Source organism: Streptomyces sp. HUAS TT11, assembly GCF_051553595.1.
Lineage (GTDB): Bacteria > Actinomycetota > Actinomycetes > Streptomycetales > Streptomycetaceae > Streptomyces.
Map to the genome: position 1 here is coordinate 2,811,943 of NZ_CP196184.1, position 17,907 is coordinate 2,829,849.

The window sequence follows — 17,907 nt, forward strand, 5'->3', positions numbered from 1 at the left end:
AACCGGAGGCTGTTACACCCGCGGCTTCTCCCGCATCTCGTACGTCGCGATGGTGTCGTCGACCTTGATGTCGTTGAAGTTTCCGAGGTTGATACCGCCCTCGAAGCCTTCGCGGATCTCGGTGACGTCGTCCTTGAAGCGACGCAGACCTTCGATGGTGAGGTTCTCCGCGACCACCTTGCCGTCGCGGACGAGGCGGGCCTTGGTGTTCCGCTTGACCTCGCCGGAGCGGATGAGAACACCCGCGATGTTGCCCAGCTTGGACGACTTGAAGACCTCGCGGATCTCCGCCGTACCGAGCTCGACCTCCTCGAACTCCGGCTTCAGCATGCCCTTCAGGGCCGCCTCGATCTCTTCGATCGCCTGGTAGATGACCGAGTAGTACCGGACGTCCACACCCTCGCGCTCGGCCATCTGCGCCGCGCGGCCTGCCGCGCGGACGTTGAAGCCGATCACGATGGCGTCGGAGCCCATCGCCAGGTCGACGTCCGACTCCGTGACCGCACCGACACCGCGGTGCAGGACGCGGATGTCGACCTCTTCGCCGACGTCCAGCTGGAGCAGGGAGGACTCGAGTGCCTCGACGGAACCGGAAGCGTCACCCTTGATGATCAGGTTCAGCTGCTGGACCTCGCCGGCCTTCAGCACCTTGTCCAGGTCCTCGAGCGACACACGGCGCGTGCGCTTGGCGAACGCCGCGTTCCGCTCGCGGGCGGCACGCTTCTCCGCGATCTGGCGGGCCGTACGGTCCTCCTCGACCACGATGAAGTTGTCGCCGGCACCCGGGACGTTGGTCAGACCCAGGACCTGCACCGGCGTCGACGGGCCGGCCTCGGCCACGTTGTTGCCGTTGTCGTCGAGCATCGCCCGGACGCGGCCGTACGCGTCGCCGACCACCATCGTGTCGCCGACCCGCAGCGTGCCTCGCTGGACGAGAACCGTCGCCACGGCACCGCGGCCGCGGTCGAGACGGGACTCGATCGAGATGCCCTGCGCGTCCTGGTTCGGGTTGGCCCGAAGGTCCAGCGCCGCGTCGGCGGTCAGCACGACCGCCTCCAGGAGGCTGTCGATGTGCAGACCCTGCTTGGCGGAGATGTCGACGAACATCGTGTCGCCGCCGTACTCCTCGGCCACGAGGCCGTACTCGGTCAGCTGACCGCGCACCTTGGTCGGGTCCGCGCCCTCGACGTCGATCTTGTTGACCGCGACCACGATCGGCACCTCGGCCGCCTTGGCGTGGTTCAGGGCCTCGACCGTCTGCGGCATCACACCGTCGTTGGCCGCGACCACGAGGATCGCGATGTCGGTCGACTTCGCACCACGGGCACGCATGGCGGTGAACGCCTCGTGACCCGGGGTGTCGATGAAGGTGATGGCCCGGTCCTCGCCGTTGACCTCGGTCGCGACCTGGTAGGCACCGATGTGCTGGGTGATGCCACCGGCCTCGCCCGCGATGACGTTCGTCTTGCGGATGGCGTCGAGCAGACGGGTCTTACCGTGGTCGACGTGACCCATGACGGTGACGACCGGCGGGCGGACCACCAGGTCCTCCTCGTCGCCCTCGTCCTCGCCGAACTCCAGGTCGAAGGACTCGAGCAGCTCGCGGTCCTCCTCCTCGGGGCTGACGATCTGAACCGTGTAGTTCATCTCGCCGGCGAGGAGGTGCAGCGTCTCGTCGGAGACGGACTGCGTGGCCGTGACCATCTCGCCCAGGTTCATCATGACCGCGACGAGGGACGCCGGGTTGGCGTTGATCTTCTCCGCGAAGTCGGTGAGCGACGCACCGCGCGACAGGCGAATGCTCTCGCCGTTGCCGCGAGGCAGCATCACACCGCCGACCGACGGGGCCTGCATGGCCTCGTACTCCTGACGGCGCTGCCGCTTCGACTTGCGGCCACGACGCGCCGGACCGCCGGGACGGCCGAACGCACCCTGCGTGCCACCACGGCCGCCGGGACCACCGGGACGACCGCCGAAGCCGGGACGGCCACCGCCGCCACCGCCGAAGCCGCCACCGCCGCCACCGGGACCGCCGCCACCGGGACGACCGGCGAAACCGCCGCCACCGCCACCGGGACGACCGGCACCGCCGCCACCGCCGCCGGGACGACCGGCGAAACCGCCACCGGCACCGCCGGGACGGCCGCCGCCGGGACGACCGGCACCGGCCGGGCCACGGCCGCCGGGGCCGGGACGCGGACCGGCAGCGGGACGCTGCGGCATCATGCCGGGGTTCGGACGCGGTCCGGCGGGGCCGCCGCCGGGACGCGGACCGCCACCCTGCGGGCGGGGCATGCCGCCCGGGGTCGGACGGGAACCGCCCGGAGCCTGGGGACGCGGACCACCGCTCGCACCCTGCGGACGGGGACCGCCCTGGCCCGCACCCTGCGGACGCGGGGCACCGGGGGCACCGGGACCGCCGGGACGCGGGGCACCGCCCGGCCTGGGCGCCTGCGGGCGCGCCATGCCGGTGGAGCCACCGGATGTGAAGGGGTTGTTACCGGGACGGGGACCGGCCTGACGCCCACCGGGACGTGCGCCGGGAGCGCCCGGACGCGGGCCACCGGAACGAGCGGGCCGGTCTCCCTGGCCCTGGCCCTGGCCGGGCGCGGCCGGACGGGCGCCGGGCTTCGGGCCGCCGGGACCGGGACGGGCACCCGAACGCGGGGCCGAGGCGGCAGGAGCCGCCGGCGGCGCCGTGAACTCGGGCGCACCCGGGGCCGGAGCTGCCGGGGAAGCCGGGGCAGCCGAAGCTGCCGGAGCCGCCGCGGCGGGCCTCGGCGCGGGCTTCGGAGCCGGGGTGGGGCGCGGACCCGGGGCCGGGGCCGCGGGCCGCTCGGCGGCCGGGGGCTTGGGTGCCGCCGGACGCGGGGCAGCCGGACGTGCGGCCTGCGCCGGGGAGGGCGCGCCCGGCTTGCCCGGTGCGGCCTTGCGCGCGGCGGCGGGCTTCCCGCCACCGCCGTTGCCCTGCTGCAGGGCGTCGGTCAGCTTGCGTACTACGGGCGCTTCGATCGTGGAAGACGCCGAACGGACGAATTCACCGAGTTCCTGGAGCTTGGCCATGACGACCTTGCTCTCCACACCGAACTCCTTGGCGAGTTCGTAGACCCGGACCTTAGCCACTTCGCTCCTTTGAGGTCCGGGTTGCGGCCGGACCGTCGCTAGTTCATGGGCGTACTCATCGCGTACTCATCGAGTGCTCATCGCAATCTCGACCTGCTTTCGACTCGCGAGGTACCAGGCCGCACGGAGGTTTCCGCACGGCATGTCTTTCGGTGCTGTCTGCCTGCTCAGCAACTTTCTGCCTGCTCCACGTATTGGCGCAACGCCTTTGTGTCGAGCGGGCCCGGGACGCGCAGCGCCCGTGGAAACGCCCGACGGCGGACCGCCAGGTCGAGACAGGCCGACACGGGGTGCATATACGCACCCCGGCCGGGCAGCGTACCGCGAGGATCGGGGACGCAATCACCCTCGACCACCACGGTGCGCAACAGTTCGATCTTGGCCGCTCGCTCCCGGCACCCCACACAGGTGCGCTCAGGGCATGCGCGGGCATGCGTCCGGCCAGACACGGATAAGTCTACCTCCCCGCGGCGACCTCACCCCTTTGGGGCAAGAATCGAACACTTGCCGCGCATAAAACTGTCGTGATCTCGGCGACCCACGGCCTGGACGCGTCCCCTGCCGAGGTCGGATGGCTCAGTCGTGCCGCTCGTCCGGCTGCTCGGTGTCGGGGCGGATGTCGATCCGCCAGCCGGTGAGCCGGGCCGCAAGCCGGGCGTTCTGCCCTTCCTTGCCGATCGCCAGCGACAGCTGGTAGTCGGGGACCGTCACACGTGCCGAACGGGCCGCGAGGTCGACCACCTCGACCTTGGAGACACGGGCCGGCGAGAGGGCGTTCGCCACCATCTCGGCAGGGTCGTCCGACCAGTCGACGATGTCGATCTTCTCGCCGTTCAGCTCGCCCATGACGTTGCGCACCCGGCCGCCCATCGGTCCGATGCAGGCGCCCTTGGCGTTCAGGCCCGATCGGGTGGACCTCACGGCGATCTTCGTACGGTGGCCGGCCTCACGGGCGATCGCGGCGATCTCGACGGAACCGTCGGCGATCTCCGGAACCTCCAGCGCGAACAGCTTTTTCACCAGATTGGGGTGGGTCCGGGAGAGGGTCACGGACGGACCGCGCACACCCTTCGCCACCCGGACGACATAGGAACGGATCCGCTTCCCGTGTTCGTACGTCTCGCCCGGCGCCTGCTCCTGCACCGGCAGGATGGCCTCCAGCTTGCCGATGTCGACGAGCACGTTCTTCGGGTCGCGGCCCTGCTGGACCACGCCGGTGACGATGTCGCCCTCACGGCCCGCGTACTCACCGAGCGTCGCATCGTCCTCGGCGTCGCGCAGGCGCTGCAGAATGACCTGCTTGGCCGTGGTGGCGGCGATGCGGCCGAACCCCGACGGGGTGTCGTCGAACTCGCGCGCCTCCTGCCCCTCGTCCAGGTCCTCGGGGTCCTCCTTCGCCCACACGGTCACATGGCCGGTCTCCCGGTTGAGCTCCACGCGCGCGTGACGGCGGCTTCCCTCGGTGCGGTGGTAGGCGATGAGGAGGGCCGCCTCGATCGCCTCGACCAGCAGGTCGAAGGAGATCTCCTTCTCCCGAACCAAGCCCCTCAGGGCACTCATGTCGATGTCCACGGCTACGCCTCCTCCTCTTCCTTCATGTCCTTCTTGTCCTTGCGGGCGAACTCGACCTGGACGCGCGCCCTGGTGATCTCCGGGAACGCGAGCCTGCGGCTCGTGGCCTTGCGGCCCTTCACACCCGGCACTTCGAGGTCGAGGCCCTCGTCGTCGACCTCCAGGATTCTGGCGATCAGCTCGCCGCCCTCGGCCAGCTGGAACTTCACCATCCGGTCGATGGCCCGTACGTAGTGCCGGTGTTCCTTCAGGAGGCGCTCCGCGCCCGGCGTTCCGACCTCGAGGTCGTAGGTGCCCTCACCCATCGCGTCCGTCTCGTCGAGCTTCGCCGAGAGCGCACGGCTCACATCGGCGACCCGGTCCAGATCGGCACCGGTGTCGGAGTCGACGACGACCCGCAGTACACGCTTGCGCCCGACGGAGTCCACGGCGATCTCTTCGAGATCGAGTCCCTGGGAGTTGACGAGCGGTTCGAGCAGTTCTCGCAGCCTCTCGCTCTGGGTCGTGCTCATCCGGGTGACTCCTCGGCCGCGTGTGCTGTTGTGGGATGGTCGCGTGTCAGGTCAAAGGGTATCCGGTCCCGGGCGGTGTTGCCGTCCACCTGGGCCGACCGCCGGCTCGGGCGCGATCGGCCGAGCCGGTGGCGAATGCCGGGGCGGGGCACCGGTACGGTGATCACGGGCGAGTCGCCCATCCCTTCGTCTCCGGCCATTCGAGGACGTCTGCCGTGCCGTTCCCCCCGCACCCGCGCACCGCCCTGCGCAGACGGAGCCTGCTCGCCTCGGCAGCGGGCGCCGCGCTGCTCGCGGGCTGTTCCGGCACCCCCGACTCCGCCACCGCGGGCGGCAGTCTCTCGGCCGCCGACCGGGCCCGCGCACGTGCGGCCGGCGACAGCGAGGCGCTGGCCGACCGGTACGCGGCCGTGCTCGGGGCCCATCCGGCGCTCGCGACGCAACTGCGGCCGCTGCGCGTGGAGGTCGTCCGGCACGCACAGGCGTTCCGCGACGGTGCCGTCGCCTCGGCGTCCCCGTCCGTGTCGTCCTCGGCATCGGCCTCCTCATCGGCCTCGGCGCCCACCGCCCCCAGTGCCTCCCCCGTGCCCGGTGACCCCAAGTCGGCGCTCAAGGAGCTGGCCTCCGCCGAGCGCACCCTGGCCGACCGGCGCGCCAGGGCGCTGCTGGACGTCCCCGGCGAGCTCGCACGGCTGATGGCCTCGGTGGCCGCGGCCGGCGCCGCGCACGCGTACCTGCTGACGGAAGGCGCGAAGTGAGCACGACCACCGGCACCCCGGGACCCGGGACCGCCGAGCTCACGGCGCTGCAGGCGGCACTGCGCGCCGAGCACGCCGCGGTCTACGGCTACGGCGTCGTCGGAGGGCGGATCGAGCAGGCCAGGCGCGAGGATGCACGGGCGGCCTACGACGCCCATCGCGCCCGACGCGACGAACTGGCCCGGGCCGTGCGGGACCTGGGCGGCACGCCGGACCCCGCCGCGGCCGGGTACGCACTGCCCTTCCCGGTCACGGACTCCGCCGCCGCCGTGCGGCTCGCCGCCGAGCTGGAGGAGCGGCTGGCCGGGGTGTACTCCGACCTCGTGCGGGCGGCGACGGGCTCGAGGCGCGGCTCCGCCGCCGGTGCGCTGCGCGAGGCGGCGGTGCGTGCGGTGCGCTGGAGCGGCGAGAGCGTAGCCTTCCCTGGTCTCGCCGAGCGGGCCGCGGCCACCCCGTCCGCGTCGGCGACGACACCGCGGACGTGAGGAGTACGCGCACACCGCACGCGTGCGAAGCCGACCTGGAAGGGAACAACTCGCGCATGGCTTTCGAACCGCCGCAACGCCTTCTTCGGGCGCTCGGCGAGACGCAGCGGGACGGAGGCGCCGAGTGGCTCGACAAGCTTCCGGGGCTCGCCCGACAGGCCGTCGATCTACGCGAGTTGACCGTGGAGCGGGTACAGGCGCCGGGCGGCCGCAGCAGCCTGGTCGTACTGGTGCGGCAGCCCGGCGGAACACCCGCGGTGCTGAAGCTGGCGCCGCCGCGGGCACGCCCCGAGAGCGAGTGCGCCGCGCTGGCCCGGTGGGACGGGTTCGGAGCGGTACGGCTCCTGGACGCCGACCCCGAACACGGCGTGCTGCTGCTGGAGCGGCTGCACCCCGAGATGTCCGTGCGCTCACTGCCGGAGGCGAAGGCACTGCTGGAGGCGGCCGGCACGCTGCGGCGACTGTGGGTGGAGCCCTCCCCCGGTCACTCCTTCGAGACGGTGGCCGGGCGGACGGGACGGCAGGCCGAGGCGATGCGGGCTGGCGCCGGGGCCGACCCCGATGTGGCGCCCCTGGTGGACGCGGCGCTGGCGGCCCGTGAGGAGCTGCTCGCCGATCCGCCCGAGGAGCGGCTGCTGCACGGCACCTTCCGGCAGAGCAAGGTGCTCGCCGCGGAGCGGATGCCGTGGCTGGCCGTGGGCCCGGACCCGTTGGTCGGAGAGTGTGCCTTCGACCTGGCGCGGCTGGTGCGCGACCGGGTGGAGGACCTCATCGCCTCGCCCTCCGGCGCGTCGATCACGCGGCGCCGGGTGAAACGGCTCGCGGAGTCGCTCGACCTCGACCAGGAGCGGCTGCGCGGCTGGACGCTGTTCAGGGCGGTCGAGTCCGGGGTGCGGGCCCAGCGGGTCGGCCGGCCGCAGGATGCGGAACTGCTGCTGGAGTTCGCGGGCTGGCTGTGACGGGCCCGTCGGGCCGGCGGACGGCCGAAGGCCGCCGGCCCGTGGCCGGCGGCCTCTGCCGCGATGTGCTGCCGACCCGGCGGACGGGACGGCACGACCTGTGACGGGCCGCCCGCAGCGGCGGCCCCGTCGACGGGCGTCGGCCGGTCAGGCCGTGAGGCGGGCGATCGCCTCGTCCACCGTCAGCTCCTCGCGCTCGCCCGTCCTGCGGTCCTTCAGCTCCAGGACGCCCTCGGCGGAGCGGCGGCCCGCCACCAGGATCTGCGGCACTCCGATCAGCTCGGCGTCCGTGAACTTCACGCCCGGGGAGACACCGGCCCGGTCGTCGACGAGCACACGCACGCCGGCCGCGGCCAGCCGCTGGGACACGTCGAGGGCCAGCTCGGTCTGCAGGGCCTTGCCGGCCGCCACCACGTGCACATCGGCCGGGGCGACCTCCTTGGGCCAGCACAGGCCCTGCTGGTCGGCGGTCTGCTCGGCGAGTGCGGCCACCGCGCGGGACACGCCGACGCCGTAGGAGCCCATGGTCACCCGGACCGGCTTGCCGTTCTGGCCGAGGACGTCGAGCTTGAGGGCGTCGGCGTACTTGCGGCCCAGCTGGAAGATGTGGCCGATCTCGATGGCGCGGTCCAGCTTGAGGCCGGTGCCGCAGCGCGGGCAGGGGTCGCCCTCCTGCACCACGACGACGTCGACGTACGCCTCGACCTCGAAGTCGCGGCCGGCGACCACGTTCTTCGCGTGCATGCCCTCCTTGTTGGCACCGGTGATCCAGGAGGTGCCGGGGGCCACACGCGGGTCGGCGATGTACGTGACCTTCTCCAGGCCCTGCGGGCCGACATAACCGCGCACCAGGTCGGGGCGTCCGACGAAGTCATCGGCGGTGACCAGCTCGACCGCGGCGGGGGCGAAGTGCGCCTCGACCTTGCCCATGTCGACCTCGCGGTCGCCGGGGACACCAACGGCAACGATCTCGCCGTCGACCTTGACGAGAAGGTTCTTCAGGGTGGCGGACGCCGGGACGCCGAGGGAGGCGGCGAGTGTCTCGATGGTCGGGGTGTCGGGGGTGGGGATCTCCTCGAGCGCGGGCGTCCCGGAGGGGTCCTCCGGCGTCAGCGGGTAGGAGATCGCCTCGGTGTTCGCGGCGAAGTCGCAGTTCGGGCAGTCGGCGAAGGTGTCCTCGCCCGCCTCGGCCGGGGCGAGGAACTCCTCGGACTTGGAACCGCCCATCGCGCCGGCGGTGGCGGCGCAGATCCGGTAGTCCAGACCGAGGCGCTCGAAGATCCGCTGGTAGGCCTGGCGGTGCAGGGCGTACGACTGGGCGAGGCCCTCGTCCTCGAGGTCGAAGGAGTAGGAGTCCTTCATCAGGAACTCGCGGCCGCGCAGGATGCCTGCCCGGGGCCGGGCCTCGTCCCGGAACTTGGTCTGGATCTGGTAGAGGATCACCGGCAGGTCCTTGTACGAGGACGCCTGGTCCTTCACGAGCAGCGTGAAGATCTCCTCATGGGTCGGGCCGAGGAGGTAGTCACCGCCCTTGCGGTCATTGAGGCGGAACAGCTCCGCGCCGTACTCGTCCCACCGGCCGGTCGCCTCGTAGGGTTCCCGGGGCAGCAGGGCGGGTAGCAGCACCTCCTGGGCGCCGATCGCGTCCATCTCCTCGCGGACGATCCGCTCCACGTTGGCGAGGACCTTCTTGCCGAGCGGCAGCCAGGTCCAGATCCCGGCAGCGGTACGGCGGACGTAGCCCGCGCGGACCAGCAGCTTGTGGCTGAGGACCTCGGCGTCCGCCGGGTCGTCGCGCAGCGTCTTCGCCAACAACTGGGACATGCGCTGGACCGGTGCGTTCGCCATGATCTCTCGACTCCTGCTGCGTAAGGGTGATGGCTAGGAGGTTAGCCGGGCAGCCGGTGCGGGCGGAAATTCATCGGCGTGCGCGCAGCGGCAGCGGTGCGCCCATCACGGCGTACGGCTTGGGGGCGCTGGGGAAGGCCACCCGCCGCGCGAGGTCCTCGTAACCCAGGGAGCGGTACAGGCCGCGGGCCGGGCTGTCGATGTCGATCGCGGAGAGGATGGAGCGCGGCTGCGTCGCGCCCGCGGTGATGGTGGTGATCAGGGCTCGCCCGATGCCGCGGTTCTGGTAGCGCGGATGGACGTGCAGTTCGGTGATCACGAAGGAGTCGTCGAGCCATGCGTCGTGGCCCTGGGCCCGCAGATACGGTTCGACGACCGTGGACCACCAGTGCGTACGGTCGTTGGGCATGCCGTAGACGAATCCGACGAGGCGCCCGTCGGCGAGGGTGGCTCCGAACGCACGGGCCCCCGGATAGACCATGTGCCGCAGCACGATCTGGCGGCGCACGGCGATCTCGTCGGCCCCGAGCCCGAATGCGAGGGCCTGCACGGCGAGCGCCTCGTCGACGCGGGCGGACAGGTCCAGGGGGCCGATCACGACCTCGTCGGGCTCGCGGTGACCGCGACCGGGAAAGCGCAGCATGCCGGGGAGCCTACCGGGGCGCTTCACGGGTCGGCGCCGGGGACGAGGGTCGCCGTCGCCCCGGGGACCTGCTGCGGTGCCCGTGCCACCGGACCGCGGTGTCCCACTGCCCCGGGCCCGCGCCGCGGTTCCTCAGAACAGCACGCTCATGAACGCGCCGACCTCCTGGAAGCCCACCCTGAGATAGGTCCGCCGCGCCGCGGTGTTGAAGTCGTTGACGTACAGGCTCACCATCGGGGCCACATCCGCCAGCGCGTACCGCAGGACCGCCGCCATGCCGGGGGCCGCGAGACCCTGCCCGCGGTACTCGGGCGCGACCCAGACTCCCTGGATCTGGCAGGCCTGCGGGGTGGCCGCGCCGATCTCCGCCTTGAAGACGACGTTGCCGCTGTCGTCGAGTCGGGCGAACGAGCGGCCGGATCCCACGAGTTCGGCGACGCGGGCCTGGTAGAGCAGTCCGCCGTCGCCGGCCAGCGGTGAGACGCCGACCTCCTCGGTGAACATCGCCACGCAGGCGGGCATGATCGTCTCCATCTCGTCCTTGCGGATGCGGCGGACGTAGGGATCCGGAGCGATGTCGGCGGGCATGCGGTCGGTGACCATGAGGGGTTGGTGGGCACGGATCTCGCGGGCCGGGCCCCAGCCGGGCTCGAGCAGCCGCCACAGCCGGGCGGTGGGTTCGGCGGGACCGACGATGGACGAGCAGCGGCGGCCCGCGCGCCGGGCGCGATCGGCGAAGGCCCGTACCGCGCGGGGGCCGGCGCAGATCGGGACGAGGTTGGCGCCCGCGTAGCACAGCGACGTCAGCATGCCGTCCTCGTACCAGCCCCACATCTCGCCGCCGAGGCGCCAGGGGTCGAGGCCCGCGACCTGGACGCGGGACGCCACGAAGGCGTTCGTGACCGGCTCGCGGTCGAGAACGGCGAGCGCGGCGTCCAGGTCACTCGGTTCGAGCACCCTGGTGGTGGTCTGCGTCAACACGTGCGGGAGCCTCACCCTGGGGTCTGCTGATCTCCGCACTGTACCTGGCGAGCTGACCCCGCGCCGCCCGGTGTCCCGGCCCGTGGGCGGCACGCAGGGGCCACCGGGTCGGCCGCGGCCCACGGGGTGGCCGTACCCGACCTGGAGCTCCTCGATTCCCGACCGCTGGGGGAAGGCCGGAACGGCGACCGCGGACCGGATCGTCGCGGCGTCGGGCCTCGGGTACCCACCGGGTGCGCAGACGGTCGCCGAGGGCGACCGAGCCGATCCCTCCGGTGCCGTCCGGCTCACGGGACTTCACCTCACGCCACGTGTGCTTGCAGTGACCGACGGAGACGATGAACTCCTTGATCCGCGCGGAGTCCTCCTTCCGCCCGGACGTCTCCCGCTCGTACACGGGGGATCACTCGCGCCGGCCGGTGCCGAGGAAGGAGGCCCTGCGCACCCGGCCCAGGTCGAGGGCGCAACGCGTGGGCAGGACGCCCTTGTTGTCGCCGCGGGCGGTGAAGTCGCCGTCCGTGACGCCGGGTTCACTCGCCTTGACGGTGCGCGCGGCGAGGACGTCCTGGTTGCCGTTGTCACGGATGCGGACCTCGTCGCCCGTGCCGGGCTGCGCGGTGATGTGCACGCAAGCGGTGCCGCGGTGCATCCGCGCGAGGGTGGTGCGGCCGTACCCGTCGTCGCTCCGGGCGCCGCGTCGCATGCCGCCGCACCGGAAGCGGGAGCTGTCGAGGGAACACGGACGCCCCGTCACAGACCTCTGTGACGGGGCGTGGACGACGTGCGGAAGGGACGTGCGGCAGGAGGGGGTCAGCCGGCCACGGCGACCGACGGCTCGCCGGATGCGACGCCGTCCTTCTCCATCTGCTCGGCGAGCTTCATGGCCTCCTCGATCAGGGTCTCCACGATCTTCGACTCGGGCACCGTCTTGATGACCTCACCCTTCACAAAGATCTGACCCTTGCCGTTGCCGGACGCGACACCCAGATCCGCCTCACGCGCCTCACCCGGACCGTTGACCACACAGCCCATCACCGCGACCCGCAGCGGAACCTCCATCCCCTCCAGCCCCGCCGTGACCTCCTCGGCCAACTTGTACACATCCACCTGAGCACGACCGCACGACGGACACGACACGATCTCCAGACCACGCTCCCGAAGACCCAACGACTCCAGAATCTGCGCGCCCACCTTCACCTCCTCCACCGGAGGAGCCGACAACGACACACGAATCGTGTCACCGATGCCCTGCGACAACAGCGCACCGAACGCCACCGCGGACTTCACCGTGCCCTGGAACGCCGGACCCGCCTCCGTCACACCCAGATGCAACGGATACTCACACTGCGCCGCAAGCTGCCGATACGCCTCGACCATCACAACCGGATCGTTGTGCTTCACCGAGATCTTGATATCCCGGAAATCATGCTCCTCGAACAACGACGCCTCCCACAGCGCCGACTCCACCAGCGCCTCCGGCGTCGCCCGGCCGTACTTCTGCAGCAACCGCCGGTCCAACGACCCCGCGTTCACCCCGATCCGAATCGGCGTCCCATGATCCTTGGCCGCCTTCGCGATCTCCCGCACCTTGTCGTCGAACTGCTTGATATTGCCCGGATTCACCCGCACCGCAGCACAACCCGCCTCGATCGCCGCGAACACATACTTCGGCTGGAAGTGAATGTCCGCAATCACCGGGATCTGCGACTTCCGCGCAATCGTCGCCAACGCATCCGCATCATCCTGCGTCGGACACGCCACCCGCACGATCTGGCAACCCGACGCCGTCAACTCCGCGATCTGCTGCAACGTCGCACCGATGTCCGACGTACGCGTCGTCGTCATCGACTGCACCGACACCGGAGCGTCTCCGCCCACTGCCACGGATCCGACCTGGATCTGCCGGCTCTTCCGACGCTCGGCGAGCTTGAGCGGAACGGACGGCATGCCGAGTGAAATCGCAGTCATCTGCTGTGCAACCCCAAGTTATGGATCAAGGTCCAGCCCCGGAACGACGGGCTCCAGGCTTTGAGCCTACGGCACGGGTACGGACCCCAGCACATCACGGTGCGTAAACCCACCCAATGGGCGGCGGCCGGGGAAAAAGCCTCCCCGGCCGCCACCAACTCCGCGTGACTAGGAGATTTTCACCGGGTTAACCACGTCCGCGATCAGCACCAGCAGGGTGAAGCAGACAAAGATCCCGGCCACCACATAGGCAACCGGCATCAGCTTCGCCACATCGAACGGACCCGGGTCGGGGCGGCGCAGCACCCTGGCCACGGCACGCCGCAGCGACTCCCACAGGGCGCCCGCGATGTGCCCGCCGTCGAGCGGCAGCAGCGGAAGCATGTTGAACAGGAACAGGGACAGATTGAAGCCCGCGACCAGCAGCAGCATCATGGCGATCTGCTGGGACGGCGGGATGTCCAGGGTGAACACCTCGCCGCCCACACGGGCCGCGCCGACCACGCCCATCGGGGAGTCCGGCTCGCGCGGGGCGTTGCCGAAGGCCGCGTCCCACAGGGCGGGAATCTTGCCCGGCAGCGACAGCAGCGACTCGACGCCGTTCTCCATCATGTCGCCCATGCGCTGCACGGACTGGCCGAAGGACTGCTGGACGATGCCGCTGGCGGGGGTGAAGCCGAGGAAGCCGGCGTACACGTACTTGCCCTCGACATAACCGCCGTTGCCGTCCGTCTTGCTCACCTGGTTCTTGATCAGGTGAGCCTGGAGGTCGACGGTCCGCCCGTTGCGCTCGACGGTGATCGTGACGTCCTTGCCCGGGTTGGCACGGATGTCGGACTGGAGGACGGACCAGTCCTCCACCGGCTTCCCGCCGAACGAGACGATCTTGTCGCCCGCCCGGAGCCCCGCGGCCTGTGCGGGCGCGGCCGGGTCGCCCTTCGCGCACTTGGTGCGGTTCTCGCTCTGCTGGATGACGCAGTCGGAGACCTTGGAGACCGTGGTGGTCTGGGTCTGGACGCCGAACGTCATCATCACGCCGAGGAAGACCGCCACAGCGAGGATCAGGTTCATGAAGGGGCCCGCGAACATGACGATGACCCGCTTCCACGGCTTGCGCGTGTAGAAGAGGCGGTCCTCGTCACCGGGCTGCAGCTCCTCGAAGGACTGCGCCCGTGCGTCCTCGATCATCCCCCGCCACGGCGAGGTGGAACGGGCCTCGATCCGGCCGTCCGGCCCCGGCGGGAACATCCCGATCATGCGGATGTAGCCGCCGAGCGGGACCGCCTTGATGCCGTACTCGGTCTCGCCCTTCTTGCGCGACCAGACCGTCGGGCCGAACCCGACCATGTACTGCGGCACGCGAATGCCGAAGAGCTTGGCCGTCGACAGATGCCCCAGCTCGTGCCAGGCGATCGAGACCAGAAGTCCGACTGCGAAGACGACTATGCCGAGGATCATCATCAAGGTCGTCATGCACGAGCCTCCGCGCTTGCCGTCTGGGCCGTCAGTTCCCTGGCCCGGGCACGCGCCCAGGCCTCCGCTTCGAGGACGTCCGCGACGGTCAGGGAAGTTCCCGAGCGAGGGGTGCCATGCTCCTCCACCACCCGGATGACCGTCTCCATGATCCCGAGATACGGCAGAGCGCCGTTCAGGAACGCGTCGACACACTCCTCATTGGCGGCATTGAACACCGCCGGGGCCGTGCCCGCGAGCTGTCCCACATGCCGGGCGAGTCCCACCGAGGGGAACGCCTCGTTGTCCAGCGGGAAGAACTCCCAGGTCGAGGCCTTGCTCCAGTCGAAAGCGGGCGCCGCGTCGGGCACCCGTTCGGGCCAGCCGATACCGATGGCGATCGGCCCCCTCATGTCGGGGGGCGTCGCCTGCGCCACAGTCGATCCGTCCGTGAACTCCACCATCGAGTGGACATACGACTGCGGGTGCACGACGACCTCAATGCGATCGAAGGGAATGTCGTACAGCAGATGGGCCTCGATCACCTCGAGGCCCTTGTTGACCAGGGTCGCGGAATTGATGGTGATGACCGGGCCCATCGCCCAGGTGGGGTGGGCGAGCGCGTCCTCGGGCGTCACGTCGGCCAGCTGGTCCCGCGTCCGGCCGCGGAAGGGCCCTCCGGAGGCGGTGACGACGAGTCTGCGCACGTCGGCGCGGGTTCCGGAGGCGAGGGCCTGGAAGAGGGCGGCGTGCTCGGAATCGACCGGGATGATCTGACCGGGCTTGGCCAGCGCCTTCACCAGCGGGCCGCCGACGATGAGCGACTCCTTGTTGGCGAGCGCGAGCGTGCGGCCCGCCTCCAGGGCGGCGAGGGTGGGCGCGAGGCCGATCGAACCGGTGATGCCGTTCAGCACGGTGTGGCAGTCCGAGGCGGCGAGCGCGGTGGCCGCGTCGGGTCCGGCGAGGATCTCGGGGAGGGGCTCTCCTGACCCGTACTGCGCCGCGAGCGCCTCGCGCAGCGCCGGCACGACGTCCTCGCGCGCCACCGCGACCGTACGCACCCGCAGGCGGCGGGCCTGCTCGGCGAGCAGTCCGACCCGGCCGCCGTTGGCGGAGAGCCCGGTGACCTTGAACCGGTCGGGGTTGCGCAGCACGAGGTCGACGGCCTGGGTGCCGATCGAGCCGGTGGAGCCGAGGATCACGACGTCCCGCACTCCGTCCACGGGATCGAAGACGAGATGGGGGTCGGCAAGAGGGGCTGGACTGTCGCTCATTCCTCCATTGTGGCCGTAGCACGGCGCCCGGGGGGACAGGGTGCCCCACTCCTCACCGAAGGGTTCCCCGGCGGACCGGTCCGGACGTGCCGGTGCCGCCCCCGGACAGCATGGAGGTGCCGTCATGTCCGGGAATCCGATCCGCCCGGCCGCGGGGCGGCTCCGCGGACGCGGAGAGGGCGCCGCCGACGCGGAACGGCACCGCCCGGCGGGCGCGGCGGCCGACCTGCCGGCCGCCGCGCCCGCCGGGCTCCGGGACCTCGCCGCGCCGTACTCCGGCGCCGGGGCCGTCGCATCGGTGTCCGCCGGGCACGCGGTGGCCGGCCGTCAGCGAATCGGACGGTGCACGTTCTCCCGGCTGCTGGCGCCCGGAGTCGTGTCCGCGATCCACGGGCCGTCCCCGGACGGGTCGACAATCCCGTCCTCCAGCCATTCGTAGGTACCGGTCAGGACTCCCTTGACCACCTTGCGGTCGAGATCGTCCGTGTTGCTCCACAGCCGGCCGAACAACTCCTCGACGCGGATCCGGGACTGCCGGCAGAAGGAGTCGGCGAGCTGGTAGGCCTCCCGTCCGTGCTGCCCGGACCTGCGCAGATGCTCGGCTCGCACACAGGCCGCGCTCATCGCGAACAGCTCGGCGCCGATGTCCACGATCCGGCCGAGGAAGCCCTGCTTGGTCTCCATGCGGCCCTGCCAGCGGGACATCGCGTAGAAGGTGGAACGGGCGAGCTTGCGGGCGCTGCGTTCGACGTAGCGCAGATGATGGGAGAGGTCGACCTCCTGGCGGAACTCCCCGTACGTGCCCGGGACCTGTCCCTGTCCGGCGACCAGCTTCGGCAGCCACTTGGCGTAGAAGACGCCGGCGTTCGCGCCCGCCTTCGCCTTGTCGGCCAGGGACTTGTCGGGGTCGATCAGGTCGCCGGCCACCGACAGATGGGCGTCCACGGCCTCACGGGCGATCAGCAGGTGCATGATCTCCGTGGAGCCCTCGAAGATGCGGTTGATGCGCAGATCACGCAGCAGTTGTTCGGCGGGCACCGCCCGCTCGCCCCGCGCCTTGAGGGACTCGGCGGTCTCGAAGCCGCGGCCGCCGCGGATCTGGACCAGTTCGTCGGCCATCAGCCAGGCCATCTCCGAACCGTAGAGCTTGGCGAGGGCGGCCTCGATGCGGATGTCGTTGCGGTCCTCGTCGGCCATCTGCGAGGAAAGGTCCACGACCGCCTCGATGGCGAAGGTCGTCGCCGCGATGAAGGAGATCTTCGAACCGACCGCCTCGTGCAGTGCGACCGGCTTGCCCCACTGCTCGCGGGCTCCCGCCCACTCGCGGGCGATCTTCAGACACCATTTGCCGGCACCCACGCACATCGCGGGCAGCGAGAGCCGGCCGGTGTTCAGCGTGGTCAGCGCGATCTTCAGACCCGCGCCCTCGGGGCCGATGCGGTTGGCCGCGGGGACACGGACGCGGTGGAAGCGGGTGACGCCGTTCTCGAGGCCGCGCAGGCCCATGAAGGCGTTGCGGTTCTCGACCGTGATGCCCTCCGACGCCGCCTCGACGACGAACGCCGTGATGCCGCCGCCGTGGCCGTCGGACTTGGGGACGCGCGCCATGACGACGAGCAGGTCGGCGACCACGCCGTTGGTGGTCCACAGCTTCACGCCGTCGATCACGTAGTCGTCCCCGTCCGGGACGGCCGTGGTGGCGAGGCGGGCGGGGTCGGAGCCCACGTCAGGCTCGGTGAGGAGGAACGCGGAGATGTCGGTGCGGGCGCAGCGGGGCAGGAAGGTGTCCTTCTGCTCCTGCGTGCCGAAGATTTTCAGGGGCTGCGGTACGCCGATCGACTGATGCGCGGACAGCAGCGCCCCGACGGCGGGACTCGCGGAGCCGGCCAGAGAGAGCGCCTTGTTGTAGTACACCTGGGTGAGGCCGAGACCGCCGTACTTGGTGTCGATCTTCATGCCGAAGGCGCCGAGTTCCTTGAGCCCGTTGATCGTCTCGTCCGGGATCCGGGCCTCGCGCTCGATGCGCGCGGAGTCGATCTGCGTCTCGCAGAAGTCGCGCAGCTTGGCGAGGAACTCCTCACCGCGCTGCACGTGCTCGTCGGCGGGCAGCGGATGGGGGTGGATGAGGTCGAGCCGGAAGCGGCCGAGAAACAGCTCCTTGGCGAAGCTGGGCTTGCGCCAGTCCTGCTCGCGCGCGGCCTCGGCGACCTGACGCGCCTCACGCTCGGTGACAGTGGGCTTGGGAGTGGGGGCTGTTGGTGCGGACATGAGGCTCACCTCGCCGCGAATAGGGATCATTGTGGACATACGCCGATCAAGCTCCCGTACAGCG

15 protein-coding genes are annotated in these 17,907 nt (G+C 70.9%); 3 read left to right on the forward strand and 12 right to left on the reverse strand.

Annotated features, from left to right (window positions below; all coding sequences use genetic code 11):
* Positions 1-12: 12 nt before the first annotated feature.
* The 4 genes from infB to rimP form a co-directional block, all read right to left on the reverse strand.
* Positions 13-3,123, reverse strand: a complete 3,111-nt coding sequence (gene infB, locus ACSHXN_RS12550; RefSeq protein ID WP_355141913.1) for a translation initiation factor IF-2 — start codon at positions 3,121-3,123, stop codon at positions 13-15.
* Positions 3,124-3,290: 167 nt separating this feature from the next.
* Entirely contained in the window at positions 3,291-3,572 is a 282-nt protein-coding gene (locus tag ACSHXN_RS12555) for a YlxR family protein (RefSeq protein ID WP_355141915.1), read from the reverse strand.
* A gap of 127 nt (positions 3,573-3,699) precedes the next feature.
* Entirely contained in the window at positions 3,700-4,695 is a 996-nt protein-coding gene (gene nusA / locus ACSHXN_RS12560; RefSeq protein WP_355141917.1) for a transcription termination factor NusA, read from the reverse strand.
* A 2-nt stretch (positions 4,696-4,697) separates the two neighbouring features.
* On the reverse strand, positions 4,698-5,207 hold the full coding sequence (rimP, locus tag ACSHXN_RS12565) for a ribosome maturation factor RimP (RefSeq protein ID WP_355141919.1): 510 nt from the start codon (positions 5,205-5,207) through the stop codon (positions 4,698-4,700).
* A 215-nt stretch (positions 5,208-5,422) separates the two neighbouring features.
* Here rimP and ACSHXN_RS12570 point away from each other — a divergent pair, with 215 nt between their 5' ends.
* Genes ACSHXN_RS12570 through ACSHXN_RS12580 form a run of 3 tightly spaced genes read left to right on the forward strand, consistent with a single transcriptional unit; the run spans position 5,423 to position 7,409 of the window.
* The gene (locus ACSHXN_RS12570; RefSeq protein ID WP_355141921.1) at positions 5,423-5,965 is read left to right on the forward strand and encodes a hypothetical protein; all 543 of its coding nucleotides are present in this window, start codon (positions 5,423-5,425) and stop codon (positions 5,963-5,965) included.
* On the forward strand, positions 5,962-6,450 hold the full coding sequence (locus tag ACSHXN_RS12575; RefSeq protein ID WP_438303113.1) for a ferritin-like domain-containing protein: 489 nt from the start codon (positions 5,962-5,964) through the stop codon (positions 6,448-6,450). Before ACSHXN_RS12570 ends, ACSHXN_RS12575 begins: the two co-directional genes overlap by 4 nt.
* 56 nt (positions 6,451-6,506) lie before the next feature.
* Positions 6,507-7,409, forward strand: a complete 903-nt coding sequence (locus ACSHXN_RS12580; protein ID WP_438303115.1) for an aminoglycoside phosphotransferase family protein — start codon at positions 6,507-6,509, stop codon at positions 7,407-7,409.
* Positions 7,410-7,556: 147 nt separating this feature from the next.
* Here the strand turns inward: ACSHXN_RS12580 and ACSHXN_RS12585 are convergent, their stop codons facing one another.
* The 8 genes from ACSHXN_RS12585 to ACSHXN_RS12620 form a co-directional block, all read right to left on the reverse strand.
* Positions 7,557-9,257: a proline--tRNA ligase gene (locus ACSHXN_RS12585; protein ID WP_356114951.1), complete on the reverse strand. Its 1,701-nt coding sequence runs from the start codon at positions 9,255-9,257 to the stop codon at positions 7,557-7,559.
* 70 nt (positions 9,258-9,327) lie between these two features.
* Positions 9,328-9,900, reverse strand: coding sequence for a GNAT family N-acetyltransferase (locus ACSHXN_RS12590; RefSeq protein ID WP_355141927.1), 573 nt, complete (start codon positions 9,898-9,900; stop codon positions 9,328-9,330).
* 132 nt (positions 9,901-10,032) lie between these two features.
* The gene (locus tag ACSHXN_RS12595; RefSeq protein ID WP_355141928.1) at positions 10,033-10,881 is read right to left on the reverse strand and encodes a GNAT family N-acetyltransferase; all 849 of its coding nucleotides are present in this window, start codon (positions 10,879-10,881) and stop codon (positions 10,033-10,035) included.
* 403 nt (positions 10,882-11,284) lie between these two features.
* Positions 11,285-11,584 carry a hypothetical protein gene (locus tag ACSHXN_RS12600; protein ID WP_355141929.1) on the reverse strand — a complete coding sequence of 100 codons (300 nt, stop codon included), beginning with the start codon at positions 11,582-11,584 and terminating at the stop codon, positions 11,285-11,287.
* 107 nt (positions 11,585-11,691) lie between these two features.
* Positions 11,692-12,849, reverse strand: coding sequence for a flavodoxin-dependent (E)-4-hydroxy-3-methylbut-2-enyl-diphosphate synthase (ispG, locus tag ACSHXN_RS12605; RefSeq protein ID WP_438303118.1), 1,158 nt, complete (start codon positions 12,847-12,849; stop codon positions 11,692-11,694).
* Positions 12,850-13,017: 168 nt separating this feature from the next.
* Entirely contained in the window at positions 13,018-14,322 is a 1,305-nt protein-coding gene (locus ACSHXN_RS12610; RefSeq protein WP_355142494.1) for a M50 family metallopeptidase, read from the reverse strand.
* Positions 14,319-15,575 carry a 1-deoxy-D-xylulose-5-phosphate reductoisomerase gene (gene dxr, locus ACSHXN_RS12615; protein WP_355142496.1) on the reverse strand — a complete coding sequence of 419 codons (1,257 nt, stop codon included), beginning with the start codon at positions 15,573-15,575 and terminating at the stop codon, positions 14,319-14,321. Before dxr ends, ACSHXN_RS12610 begins: the two co-directional genes overlap by 4 nt.
* Positions 15,576-15,902: 327 nt before the next feature.
* A complete protein-coding gene (locus tag ACSHXN_RS12620; RefSeq protein WP_438303119.1) occupies positions 15,903-17,843 on the reverse strand; it encodes an acyl-CoA dehydrogenase family protein in 1,941 nt (646 codons plus the stop codon).
* Positions 17,844-17,907 lie beyond the last annotated feature (64 nt).